The following is a 12,897-nucleotide window of genomic DNA, read 5'->3' on the forward strand; positions in this document are numbered from 1 at the left end:
ATTCATGCCATGGTAGCGAAACCATGCCGTGCAGGACAGATTTATATTAACTGTTACAGGGACAACAGGGGGCCGCGTTGGTGGGTAGGGGAATTTCATGGCGCACGGCAGTGGTCGGGTTGTCGGTCGTGACCGCCGGGTGCGCGGTCGGCCCGAATTTCCATAAACCCACACCGTGGACGCCCAAACAGTATGGCGGCCCGGACCGGATTCAGGCCGCAACCGACGCGAAAGGCCAGCCGCCCAAGGTCGAAAGCCAGATCACGTCCGATGAACCGGATGCCGCATGGTGGAATATTTTCCACGATGCGGAGCTGACAAAGCTTGAGCAGCGCGTGGCGACAGACAACCTTGACGTGCGCCGCTATGCGTACCGCATGGCCCAGAGCCGCGCGGAACTGCGCATTGCCGGTGCAGAACGCTACCCTGCCATGTCGGCTACCGGTTCGTATGCGCGTCAGCAGTACAGCACCAAGATGCTGCAGCGTATCGTGACCGATGTGGAAAGCGATCCGCAACTAAGCAATAATCCTGTATTTTCCCAGTACGCACCCTCTCCCGGCCAGGCCAAGATTCCCCTGTTCAACCAGTGGCGCGACAGCATCGACGCCACATGGGAAGTTGACCTGTGGGGCCGCGTGCGCCGCCAGTACGAAGCTGCCGCCGCCGAAACGCAGGCCACGAACGAAGCCCGGCGCGGCATGCTGATTTCCCGCCAGTCCGAAGTGGCGCGCGATTACATGGAACTGCGTAACACGCAGGAACAGCTACGCATCGTGATGGAAAACCGCGATGTGGCGAAATCCATGCTGGACCTGAACCAGCAGCGTTACAGCAAGGGACTGGCCAGCAATCTGGAAGTGGAGCAGGCCCGCGCGCAGTATGAAAATACGCTGGCGCAGATCCCCCAGCTTGGGCAGCAGCTTACCGTGCAGGTCAATGCGCTGAGCCTGCTTATGGGTGAGCCGCCGCGCGCCCTGTCCGATGAACTGCTGACCGCATCGGCCATTCCCCCCGTGCCGCCGCGCGTGCCGGTGGGCGTACCGTCCGAACTGGCCCGCCGCCGCCCCGATATCCGCCGCGCGGAAGCCAACCTGCACGCGGCCATCGCACAGGTGGGCGAGGCCGTGGCCGAGTTCTATCCCCGCGTCACCATCAATGCGGGTTTCGGGTTCGAGTCCCTGTCCTTCCGCGATCTGGGGTTCTGGAACGCCAAGGCATGGAATGTCGGCCCCTCCATCACGCTGCCCCTGTTTCAGGGCGGCAGGCTGCGTGGACAGCTTGAACTGCGCAAGGCCGCGCAGAAGGAAGCCGCCATTTCGTACCAGCAGACCGTGCTGGGCGCATGGCACGACGTGGACAACGCCCTTACCGCCTATACGGACGAGCAGATCCGCAATGACAACCTGGCCCAGCGCGCCGATGCCAGCCGTCACGCCCTGCAACTGGCACAGGACCAGTATCGTAACGGTATGGTCACGTACCTGACCGTGCTGGATACACAGCGCCAGTATCTGTCCGCGCAATCCGACCTGACCACCAGCCGGGCCACCATATCGGGCAATCTTGTGCGCCTGTACAATGCGTTGGGCGGTGGATGGGAGACGACCTACCCCGAACCGGTCCGTCGCACGAAGCAGACTGCCACCACCCCAACCCCGGTTGCGACCGGATCGCAGGCGGCTTCGCCCGCCCCTTCCACTGCACGTCAACCCGCATGAAACTGCGTTAAAGGCTTGGCGCGCACGCCCCTTGCTAGTATAAGCCGCCCCGTTCCCGACTGGCTGGCCAGTGGCCGCCATGTGGAACCACGGCGCAGGGATCTGTCATAATGATTACATTGCCCCCCGATTATCGCCCTTCGGAGGATGAGGAGTTCATGAACCCGCAGCAGGTGGAATATTTCCGCCTGAAGCTGTTGAGATGGCGGGCCGATCTGCTCAAGGAAGCGGATGAGACGCTGGCCAGCCTGTCTGAAGGCGGTATCCACGAAGCGGATATTACCGACCGCGCCAGCGTCGAGACCGACCGGGCGCTGGAACTGCGCACGCGTGATCGCGCACGCAAGCTGATTTCCAAGATCAACCAGGCCCTTCAGCGGGTTGAGGCGGGCACCTATGGCTACTGCGAGGAAACGGGCGAACCCATCGGCCTGAAACGGCTGGAAGCCCGCCCGATCGCCACCCTGTCGATCGAAGCGCAGGAACGCCATGAACGCATGGAACGCATCCATCGCGACGACTAGTACGCCCTTCCAACCGGCCAGCAGCCCCAATTAGTCAGAACACGGCAAATAAGGGGTTGCCAGCCGGGACAGGAAAAGTTAGGAAGCGCGCATACAGTGCTGCTGTAGCTCAGTGGTAGAGCACTCCCTTGGTAAGGGAGAGGTCGACAGTTCAATCCTGTCCAGCAGCACCATGATTTCCCTATATTTTTTTGCTCCGCATTTTCGTGTCGTCTGGACCATATGGACCAGGGAATACCGATAGTGCGTCGATAGCCTTTTTCCGCCAGTCCGGACCGGATGTCCGTAAACCCGTTCGATCATGGCGACCATCGCAAAAACACCCCGGCCATCGCCATTCAATGGCGTAGCATGTGCGGCATCATATACTTCAGGCCCGCTTTGGCGACGGGCCTGCTGAACACGGTCCTGATCCTCGCAGATCCCCTTCCCGCGATATCGACAGGCATGCACCGCCCCCCGCATCCATCACATATTCCTGAAGAGACCTGACCGCCCCTGACCGGACTGGTATGTCAGAACATGTCGTGACCGCTACCGCGGGAAAAGCGGGCCGCTACAGGCACCGCAGGGATTTGCACGTCTGCCCCTCAGGCTACAGACGTGCCAACCGTCAGGCGGGAATGTAAACAGCACAGCACCACATATGGAACAGACAGGGTAAAGCAGCACGGGTCGTATGTACCCGCTGGAGTTTTGGATGCGTATTCTTGTTACGGGCACTGCCGGATTCATCGGCTACCATATCGCACGCCGCCTGCTGGCGGACGGGCATAGGGTAACGGGCATCGACGGCATGACCCCTTATTACGATGTCACGCTCAAACGCCAGCGCCACGCCATGCTACGCGCCTTTGACACCTTTGCCTGTAACGAATTCATGCTGGAAGATGCGCAGGCCGTCGGCGACGCATTTGCACGGTGCAGGCCGGAACTGGTGATCCATCTGGCGGCGCAGGCGGGCGTGCGGTACAGCCTGGAAAATCCCGGCGCCTATATCAATGCCAACCTTGTCGGTACCTACAACGTGCTGGAACAGGTCCGCCAGCATGCGCCCGACCACCTGATGATGGCTTCGACGTCTTCCGTCTACGGGGCGAACCGGGATCTGCCCTTTGTTGAATCCCAACGCTGCGACCACCCGCTCAGCCTTTACGCCGCCACCAAGAAAGCGGCGGAGGAACTGGCCCATTCCTATTCCTATCTGTGGAAAATTCCGGTCACGGCATTCCGTTTCTTTACCGTTTATGGCCCATGGGGCCGACCGGACATGGCCCTGTTCCGGTTTACCGACAGCATGCTGCATGACAGGCCGATCGACGTTTATAACAACGGCGATATGGCGCGGGACTTCACCTATATTGACGATCTGGTCGAAGCGGTGCGCCTGCTCTGTACGAAACCACCCTGCAAGGCGGGTGAAAGCGACCCCGGCGCCAGTCCGGTAGCACCTTATCGTGTCATCAATATCGGTAACGGCCAGCCTGTCAGCCTGCTGGCATTCATCGCGGCGATCGAGAAGGCGCTGGGCAGGACCGCCATCCGCAACAACCTGCCCATGCAGCCCGGTGACATGCCGCGCACATGGGCGGACTGCTCCGCCCTGCAGGCCCTGACCGGCTTCGCCCCCGCCACGCCCGTGCAGGCGGGCGTGGATGAATTCGTTGCGTGGTACAGGGACTATTACAGGGTTCCCGCCGCTACCGCGCCCACGGAACAGGATTGCGGGCACGCGCTGTAAGCCGATGGGAAAACCAGAGCGGGCAAAAAATCCGCCTGACCTTACGCCGGGTTATCCAGCCCAAGCCCCGCGATATCGGCCGGTGGCCCCGCCAGCATGCAGGCCACTCCCGTAGCGCCATCCACAACCATGCGGATGTCAACCGGTCCCTCCGCCCCAAACAGGTCCGATGTGACACTGTAAGCCGGGCGCAGCGGTTCATCATGCTGCGCGTCATGGTGGACGATCTCCGTCATGATCCGGCCCAGAGCCTGTTCCAGCCCTTCCATCACCCGTGAAGGGGAAAGACGGGGACGATCCTGCACCTCATCCCCCATGCAGTGCAGTTCCAGCAGGCGTGCCCATGATGCCGATGGGATGAACAGGGGCATGCGCGTTCCATCATTATGACGTTCGGCATGCATGATGCGCCTTGTATTGGCCAGTCCGATAACATCGATGCGGGGCAGGTCATCGCCAATGCGGGCCGCAACCGTGCGGGGGGTATCAGTCATGGGTATCCCGTTCAGTCAAAATATGTGGGCAGTTTCACGATATCGGCGGCCGACAGGGCGGTGGAGATGAAAAAGCCCTGTATCCGCTCCGGCTTCATGGCCATGACCAGATCAAACTGGGCACGGTTCTCGATCCCTTCCACCGTCACTTCCATATCCAGTCCCTGCCCCATCTCGATCAGGCTGGACAGGACCATGCATGCGCCCCGGTCATCCACGATGTTCGCGACCATGGACTGGTCGATCTTGATCTGGGAAAAGGGCAGTTCGCGCAGATGGTTGAGAACGGTTGCCCCCCTGCCGAAATTATCAAGCGCAATATTGAACCCGGCCTGAGCAAGTTCGCGCAGATGGCGGATGCCCTGATCCGCCCGGCGACCATGCAGCATGGCTTCTGTCACTTCCAGCACGAAACTGTCTGGGGCCATGCCGGAATGGCGCAGCGCCGCTTCAAACTCACGCCCGTAATCATCGCGGATCAGGTCCATGCGCGACAGGTTGATGGCAAGCTGGCGCGGGGGCAGGTCGTGACTCTTCCACATGGCGACATTGCGCCGGAAGGCTTCGATCATGTTTGGCCCCATGGCCTGCGCCAGACCCGCATCCGTAAACACATCGGAAAAGTCTTCCGCCGCCAGCAGCCCGCGTTCGGGGTGATGCCAGCGCAGCAGCGCCTCGACCTGATCCATCTGCCGGGTGCGGCAGTTCAGGATGGGCTGGTAATAGATCTCGAACTGGTCATGTTCCACCCCGCAGCGCGCCTCGCTCAGGATCGTGACGCGCGCCTGTGCGCGTTCGCGCAGGGTCCGCGTAAACATCTGCGACTGCTTGCCGCCCGCGCGCTTGGCGGCATACATGGCCATATCGGCGTTTTTCTGCACGTCCTCCATCGTATCGTTACCGTCAAGCAGCACAGCACCCACACTGCCCGCGACGCATACGGTCACCGTCTCGATATCGATCGGGCGTTCCAGAACGGCCTGAAGCCGGTCGAGGTACCGATCCAGCGGCATGTCTTCCAGCGTCCGGTTCAGGATCACGGCGAATTCGTCCCCGCCCAGACGGCTGACCGGATCATCGGGATGCGTCAGTTCGATCAGGCGCGAAGCCACGGCCCGCAGCACGATATCGCCGGCATGATGGCCATGCACGTCGTTGATCTGCTTGAAGCCGTCCAGATCGAACATGACCAGTGCGGGCTGGATCGCCCCGCCTTCCCGACAATGCGCGATTTCATCGGCCAGTGCCGTATTGAAGCCACCGCGGTTGAGCAGCCCGGTCAGCGTATCCGTTTCCGCCAGTTCGCACAGACGGTCGCGGGTGTTCATCAGTTCGGTAATTTCGTAGCGGCTGGCCACATAGCCCAGTATCTGACCGTGCGCATCCATCTTGGGGATGATGGTGGTCGCGACCCAGTAAAGCGAGCCATCCCTGGCGCGGTTACAGATATTGCCACGCCACAGTTCACCCGCGCCGATCGTGCGGTACATGTCGCGAAAGAAGTTGGCGTCGTGATAACCGGAATTGACAATACTGTGGGTAGAACCGATCAGTTCCTCACGCGAATACTGGCTTATTTCACAAAAACGGTCATTCGCATATGTAATGACGCCCTGCCTGTCGGTAATGGCGACAATCAGGATATTGTCAACCAGATCAGCCCAGAAATCCACATCCTGACGTGTCAGTGCCCGCAGCCGATCATCGTGTTGCAATGCCATCTTCCTGTCTGAAAACCAAAGTAGAAAATGGGGCGTTATCCATTAAATTCAACTGACAATGGGTAGCGCCCCCTGACCCGGATGCGCCACCCCGGCAGGCGCACCATCTATTGCCCGGGAAGAATGAACGATCCACGCTCCTGCCCCGCACGGAACCATTCTTCCAGTGCCGCAGGTGGAAGGGGCTTGGCGAACAGGTAGCCCTGCATCACATCGCAACGCAGTTTTTCCAGCAGTTTGTGCTGCTGCACCGTCTCCACCCCTTCGGTCACGACCGTCAGGCCAAGCCTGCTGCCAATGCCGATTACCGCCATGGTCACGGCCTGCGCATTTGTATCGTGTTCAAAATCATTTATGAAGCTGCGATCGATCTTGATTTCGCTCAGCGGCAGGCGCGTCAGGCGTGACAGGGAAGAATAGCCGGTACCGAAATCATCCATAGACAGCCCGACATCCAGCCTGCGGATGGCGTGCAGCACCTCTTCCGTATCACCGCTGCTGTCCATCATCACGCTCTCGGTAATTTCAACCGTCAGGCGGTCGGGCGTGAGGTTATGGTACTGAAGCAGGTTGGCGATATATTCGGGCAGGCCACGATTGCGGAAATGCACGGCTGAAAGATTGACCGAAACGGTGGGCACATGCACGCCGTCCTGATCCCATTTCATCATCTGCGTGCAGGCTTCCTTCAGCGACCACCGGCCGATGGCCTCGATCTGGCCGGTTTCTTCCGCCACGGCGATGAAACGGGAAGGATAGATGTTGCCCAGCTTGGGATGATGCCACCGCGACAGGGCTTCCACCCCGTACAGGCCGCCGGTCATGGTTTCCACCTGCGGCTGGTAATGCAGGTTGAGCATGCCGCGCGCCAGGGAATCCCGCAGCGCCGAACCCAGCATCAGCCGGTCCTGCGCGACCTGGTTCTTCTCGCGTCCCGCAAAGCGGTAGACGCCGCGCCCGTCTTCCTTGGCCTGATGGGCGGCCACGTCGGCCAGGCTGAGCAGGGTTTCACTGTCCGGCCCGTTTTCGGGAAAGGTGCTGATGCCCACACAGCAGGAAATGCTGAGCGTATTTTCCCCCACCTGAAGGGGTCTGGCGATGGCGTTGATCAGCCCTTCGGCAAATTTTTCCGCCTTTTCATGCGAACAGTCGGGGATAACGATGATGAACTCATCCCCGCCCGAACGGCTGACGATGCATTCATCCTTCACCTGCGATCGGATGCGCCGCCCGATCTCGATCAGGAAACGGTCGGCGTTCACATGGCCAAGCGCGTCATTGATATCGCGGAAACGGTCAATATCGACCATGAACAGCGAAAACCGGCTGTTGCCGCCGCGCAGGATCAGACGTTCGATGACATTATGCAGCGACGAACGGTTCAGCAGGCCCGTCAGGCGGTCAAAATTGGAAAGCTGGGCAATATGCAGCCGTGTCTCGTTCTGTTCGATCGCCAGCGCGCAGAACGGCATGCAGGCGGCCACCACCCGGTCCGCCCATTCATGCGATTTCTCACCCCCGCGAAGATAGATGGCGAAAATACCCATCACCTTTCCCGTGCGCGAGACAACGGGGGATGAACAGCACCGCACCAGCCCCAGCGAACGGGCCACCGACTGGTAGCTGTCCCATACCACCGCGTTGCTGGTGGCCGGGCTGCTGCCCAGTTCCTCCACCTGCGCATCGGTCAGCACCATGCTGTCCAGCCCGGCACGGAACCGGGCCGGCATGCCGGGGGCGGCAAGAACCTTGAGCGCATGCGCGCTGTCGATCAGGATAAGGGCGGCCATGCCATCGGGCACGAACCTGTCGGCCCGGCGGCACAGCAGTTCGCCCACTTCGCGTACCGTCTGGTCGGATGCCAGGGCCTGCAGCACATCGTTCTGCAGGACGAGTATCCTGCGCTGCCGGCTCTGTTCCGTCACGTCCTTCATGACGGCGATGTAATAGATCTTGCTGCTGCCGGTCAGTTGCACGCGGGAAATCGACAGTTCACCGCATACATATTCGCCAGTGGAACGCTGGAACTCGACTTCGCGGGATGTTCCGACAATCCGGCCTATTCCGGTTTCCCGGTTGCGGTCGATATAGCCGTTATGCTTCGCACGTTCCGGTAATGGTACAAGGCAGTTTACGTTCTGGCCCATGACCTGTTCACGCGGAAGACCCCATATCTCCTCGGCGGCGGGATTGAAGAAGATGATATTGTTATGCTCATCAATCACGACCATGGGGTCGATGGCCTGCTCCATGGCGGAAAGCAGGACATCGGCGCTAATCTCGGGCTGATCCACCATAAACTCCAGATCGTCGGGGCGCATGATGCACCATTTAAAGCCACGCTTCGTAATTGTGGCAGGCAGGCAGCCCATACCACATGCGCATCCGCTGCGTCAGTCCCGTCATGGTCGGGCAACACAGCGTAATACGCATGATGGATCTGGCGGTACGGTGCCGCTGCATCTGCATCCGAAGGGTGGTGGCCATATCACGTCCATCCCCGCCAGCACAGGACCATAAGCCATCCATCAGTCACGACGGCGTTCCAGATCCTGTGGCAGCATGCCCGCCAGCGGGCGGCAGGCATAGGCACTTTCGCCTTCCGGCTGGGGCATGTTCTGGCGCAGCTCGGCAGCACCTGCTGAAACCGCACGCCACGCCGCCTGCGCCAGCGCCTTGCGGCTGGGGAAATCCGCCGGGTCCAGCGGCGGGTGCAGCAGCACGGTCGCGCGCATCGAACGCCATTTGACCAGTTGCCATACATGGGGGCCAAGGTCCATGTCCCCGTACCATGCGAAGACCGGGCGGCGCGCGCGGTTGACCGGCACGCCCTCAAGCTGGTCGTACACGACCGAAACCGGCTGGATCAGCGGGATCATGCCCGGCTTCGCGGCGATGGTGGCGGCCTCGCTCAACGGTTCGTCCGGCACCTTCCCCGCGGGCAGGCGCGGCGGCTTGGCGATGGCGAAAAAGGCCGACAGGAACGGCAGCACCCGTGACCCGTCCGATGATGTACCCTCGGGGAACAGGATCAGGTTGTCCCCTTCCACCATCAGGCGGTGCAGCATCTCGTCCCGCTCGCGGCCCGTGGTGCTGCGCTGGCGGCTGACGAATATGGTCCGCCCGATGCGGGACACCAGCCCCATGATCGGCCAGCCCTCGATATCGCCCTTGGCCACGAAATTGGATGGCAGCACGGTGCCCAGCACCGGCACGTCAAGCCATGTGGAATGGTTGGAGACGTAAATGACCGGCCGTTCGCCTTCGCGCCGGGCACGCCTGCCCCCCACGCCGCCCGCCCTTCGGCCAACCACGCGTATGCGCAGCGACAGAAGCAGGCACAGCCCGCCCCAGACCATGCGCGTCCAGCGTATCTTGGCCGTGCCGGGAACCAGCAGCAGGACCGCCTCGAACCCGACCGAAAGCGGCACCCACACCGTAATGGCGGCCAGCCGTCCCACGCCACGGGCGGTACGGGCATATTCACGCAGGCGGCCCGACGGGGTGACGGACATGGTCGCGATGGCCCGCGCGGCATCCGAACCCGCTTCAGGGGCGATCACCTGCCGGGAGGCACGTCGCGCGGGCAGGGACTGGACAGGTGGTGTGGAACGACGCCGGGTAAAGCGGCGGATGAAATCGGCGATCATGCGCCTATCCATAGCCCGCCATCATGGCACGCGACAATATAGGGCGGCAGGACAGTCTGGCTGCCGTGTCATGCATGCAACGCGCGCGGTGTGCGCCCGCCGTCATCGTGCCGTCATATTGCCTGGCGACAAGGAATACGGACCGGCGCGGATGGCCTGTGTCCCGTCCGCCGCTGGACCGGACGTGATGACCGGTCCATGCTAGGTACTTATCCCTGAGGAGTTTTTCCCCATGTCCGCATGCAGCCGTCGCGGCGTCCTGTTCGCCGCCACGACCGCCTTCACCCTTCTTGCGTCCCTCCCGCATGGCCCCGCGCGGGCAGCGGATGATGTACTGAACGTGCTGACATGGTGCGATCATGAAGACCCTGAACTGCTTGGCCCCTTCGAGCAGGCCAACAGGGTACGTATCCACTTCAAGGACATCGACAGCGGCGATGCCACCCGCACCATCCTGCGCCAGTCCAGACCGGGAGACTGGGACGTGGTGATCATGGATGAAACGGATGCCCCCCGTCTGGCTATGGCCGGAATGCTGCAGCCGCTGGACCCCGCCGATTTTCCCGCAGCCGAAGTGCCAGCCCCCATCGCCGATCCGGCAATCGGGTCCTATGGCGGCAGGCTGTATTCCGTGGCGGAGAAATATGGCTTCAATGCCGTAGCCTTCAACCGCACACGGGTAGACCCTGCGGATATGGAGGACATCAACGCCATCTGGCAGCCACGCCATCACGGGCGGATCGCGATATATGACAGCTACCTGCCGGTCCTGTCCTATATCGCGCTGGCCATGGGCCTTGATCCCGCACACCTGCACGATACCGACCTGCCCGCCCTGCGGGACAGGCTTGTCACCCTGCGCGCCAGCGCCGCACTGGTAGGGGACATGGCCACGGTGCAGCAGGCGCTGGCGGATGGTCAGGTGGATATTGTCGTGGGCGGTGGCGCATGGACCACGGCGGGCGTGGGCGAAGGCGGCGCAGTGGCGACGGCCGATGCGCAGCCCCCCGCCACAGCCCGGCGCCCGGAGCTGACCTTTACCGTGCCCCGGCAGGGCGGCATACGCTGGCAGCACGGGATTTCGATTGTCGCCACATCGCAGCGCAAGGCGCTGGCGCTGGCATTCGCGCAGTATCTGCGCACGCCTGCCGCGCAGGCGCGGCTTGCCACATCATCATGTTACTGGGGCATGCCCGCCAGTCCGCTTGCCCCGCTGGATGACGCGGCCCGCGCCGCGCTGCACTGGGACCAGCAGCCGGGCTATATCGCCGCAAGCCATCCCTACCCCATCGTTGACGAGGCCATGGATGGCAGGCTGCATGCGTTATGGGACGGCGTGATGAAGGACAGTACTCCCGTCACGCCCACCACGGTCACACCCGCCACAGACAATGCGGATGACGGCACAGCCGGTCCCTGATTTCAGCCGTGACGCACGGCCCGGGGCGTAAGCAGCCGTTCGGCCAGAACACCGAACATCAGCCCCAGGCTACCCCACAGAACAAGCTGCATGCCCAGTGCTGCCTCCCGGAAGCGCCACAGCACGAGGGCGGGGAAATTGTCCGGCACCTCGTTCACATCAGGCAGCACCCATTGCAGCAGCGCGATCAGCACCACGAACACCGCCGCCCCGCACAGCGAGGCACTCCATTCACCCAGCCGCGCCACCAGCGCGCGGCCAGAAAGAACCGCCAGAACGAGCGCGCATAGCGAAAAGACCACCATCTCGAAATAGGTGGCCGTGCGCAGGCCGATCGTCTCCGGCGTACCGACGCCGGGCGGGTTGGCCGGGTATTTGAGATCGGGCACGACAACCACCGCCAGAAATCCCGCCCCGGCCAGAAGCAGGGCGAGCATGCGCGGCGAAAAACGGCCAATCCGGCCATAAGCGGTTGCAAAGACCAGCGAAAACAGACCGCCATAGGCGGCACCATACATGACGGCGGCGGTCAGCATGCCGATGGATGCCTGCACCGCGCGGCTGACCAGTTCCGGCTCTGGCGCATCGCCTGCCGCCGCGTCCTGTGCCGCTTCATAAGCGATGGAAAGGGCGACCTGCGGTTCACCGAACACGCGGGCGAACACGAAGGCAAGGCAGGCGGCAAGAATACCAGCCAGCATGCCACGCAGCAGAAGGCGGCCCGCCATCAGCCAGCCCCCCGACCGGAAAGGGAGGAATGGAAATTCATTGTCAGATCTCCTGTCGGGAAAGCGCGTCCCGCAACGGAATTATTCTTTATCCACCGGGAGAGGTCTGACTTCCGCATGACGACATGCGATGTACAGTGGCGCGACCGTGCCGGAATCCCACCGGCTTCCCTCCCGCGGATCACGAGGGGCGCAGTCAATACCGCGCCCGCATCCAAGTCAATATCGCGCGGCCTACGGCGCAGCCGTGGCCGGGGACTGCGGCAACGTCACCCTGCTGGCCTGACCCTGCGCCGCACGCCACTGCCGCAGCGCATCAAGCGTATGAGCGACATGGCCATCGGGCGAAAGCGCACTATAGGCGTAAATCACCTTGCCATCGGGCGCGATCACATAGGATGTGCGGTTGGCCCGGTTCAGCAGCGGCAGGCGGCTGTCATACTGCCGCGCGATCTGCCCCTTCGGGTCGGTTGCGACCATCAGGCGGCCATGGCCTTCGCTGACGGAAAAACGGTCGAGGGTGGGCAGGTCATCGGTCGAAACGCCGATCACCGTGGCGCCCAGCGCCGTGTACTGGTCCATGGCGGCAGCAAAATCGTGGGCTTCCATGGTGCAGCCACGGGTAAAGGCCGCAGGATAGAAATACACCACCACCGGCCCCTTGCGCAGCGCATCGGCCAGATGGAAGCTGAATTCACTGCCATTGCGCGTGGCCTGGGTATCAAACATCGGGGCCTGGCTGCCCACCGGCAACGCCGCGCGCGCGGGTGAGAAACACACGAACCCGGCAAACGCCAGCACCCCCGCCAGCGGCAGGCACAGCCCCGGCATGCACCAGCGCGAACGCCTGTAAAAATACCTCATGTTTCCTCACACCCTGAAAGCAGGGTTCCAGCCA

Annotated in this window: 11 protein-coding genes, 1 tRNA gene and 1 riboswitch; of the genes, 5 read left to right on the top strand and 7 right to left on the bottom strand. The window is 62.2% G+C overall.

Features of this window, described 5'->3' with window-relative positions; translation table 11 throughout:
- The first annotated feature begins 80 nt into the window (after positions 1–80).
- The 4 genes from KSAC_RS08470 to KSAC_RS08485 all read left to right on the top strand — a co-directional run bounded on the left by KSAC_RS08470 (position 81) and on the right by KSAC_RS08485 (position 3,986).
- The gene (locus tag KSAC_RS08470; protein ID WP_308410035.1) at positions 81–1,721 is read left to right on the top strand and encodes an efflux transporter outer membrane subunit; all 1,641 of its coding nucleotides are present in this window, start codon (positions 81–83) and stop codon (positions 1,719–1,721) included.
- Positions 1,722–1,831: 110 nt separating this feature from the next.
- A complete protein-coding gene (gene dksA, locus KSAC_RS08475; protein ID WP_102325402.1) occupies positions 1,832–2,245 on the top strand; it encodes an RNA polymerase-binding protein DksA in 414 nt (137 codons plus the stop codon).
- A gap of 98 nt (positions 2,246–2,343) precedes the next feature.
- Positions 2,344–2,418 (top strand) — tRNA-Thr (locus KSAC_RS08480).
- A gap of 527 nt (positions 2,419–2,945) precedes the next feature.
- The gene (locus KSAC_RS08485) at positions 2,946–3,986 is read left to right on the top strand and encodes an NAD-dependent epimerase/dehydratase family protein (RefSeq protein ID WP_132305090.1); all 1,041 of its coding nucleotides are present in this window, start codon (positions 2,946–2,948) and stop codon (positions 3,984–3,986) included.
- Between the two features lie 41 nt (positions 3,987–4,027).
- Here KSAC_RS08485 and KSAC_RS08490 read toward each other — a convergent pair whose 3' ends face one another.
- The 5 genes from KSAC_RS08490 to KSAC_RS08505 form a co-directional block, all read right to left on the bottom strand.
- The gene (locus tag KSAC_RS08490) at positions 4,028–4,480 is read right to left on the bottom strand and encodes a hypothetical protein (protein WP_118962737.1); all 453 of its coding nucleotides are present in this window, start codon (positions 4,478–4,480) and stop codon (positions 4,028–4,030) included.
- 11 nt (positions 4,481–4,491) lie between these two features.
- Entirely contained in the window at positions 4,492–6,201 is a 1,710-nt protein-coding gene (locus KSAC_RS08495; protein ID WP_132305092.1) for a putative bifunctional diguanylate cyclase/phosphodiesterase, read from the bottom strand.
- A 107-nt stretch (positions 6,202–6,308) separates the two neighbouring features.
- Positions 6,309–8,522, bottom strand: coding sequence for an EAL domain-containing protein (locus KSAC_RS08500; protein ID WP_132305094.1), 2,214 nt, complete (start codon positions 8,520–8,522; stop codon positions 6,309–6,311).
- Between the two features lie 10 nt (positions 8,523–8,532).
- Entirely contained in the window at positions 8,533–8,688 is a 156-nt protein-coding gene (locus KSAC_RS17265; protein WP_165927304.1) for a hypothetical protein, read from the bottom strand.
- A 41-nt stretch (positions 8,689–8,729) separates the two neighbouring features.
- Positions 8,730–9,851 (bottom strand): lysophospholipid acyltransferase family protein, encoded by a 1,122-nt coding sequence (locus KSAC_RS08505; RefSeq protein ID WP_243705154.1) that lies wholly within the window; start codon positions 9,849–9,851, stop codon positions 8,730–8,732.
- 232 nt (positions 9,852–10,083) lie between these two features.
- Between KSAC_RS08505 and KSAC_RS08510 the strand changes: the two genes are divergently transcribed.
- Complete coding sequence (locus KSAC_RS08510; protein WP_132305096.1) at positions 10,084–11,271, top strand: extracellular solute-binding protein; 1,188 nt, start codon at positions 10,084–10,086, stop codon at positions 11,269–11,271.
- A 2-nt stretch (positions 11,272–11,273) separates the two neighbouring features.
- Here KSAC_RS08510 and KSAC_RS08515 read toward each other — a convergent pair whose 3' ends face one another.
- On the bottom strand, positions 11,274–11,999 hold the full coding sequence (locus tag KSAC_RS08515; protein WP_132305098.1) for a CbtA family protein: 726 nt from the start codon (positions 11,997–11,999) through the stop codon (positions 11,274–11,276).
- 25 nt (positions 12,000–12,024) lie between these two features.
- Positions 12,025–12,215: riboswitch (cobalamin riboswitch) on the bottom strand.
- A gap of 18 nt (positions 12,216–12,233) precedes the next feature.
- Complete coding sequence (locus KSAC_RS08520; protein WP_102325394.1) at positions 12,234–12,863, bottom strand: peroxiredoxin; 630 nt, start codon at positions 12,861–12,863, stop codon at positions 12,234–12,236.
- Positions 12,864–12,897 lie beyond the last annotated feature (34 nt).

The sequence above is a fragment of the Komagataeibacter saccharivorans genome (assembly GCF_004348195.1).
Taxonomy (GTDB): Bacteria; Pseudomonadota; Alphaproteobacteria; order Acetobacterales; family Acetobacteraceae; genus Komagataeibacter; species Komagataeibacter saccharivorans.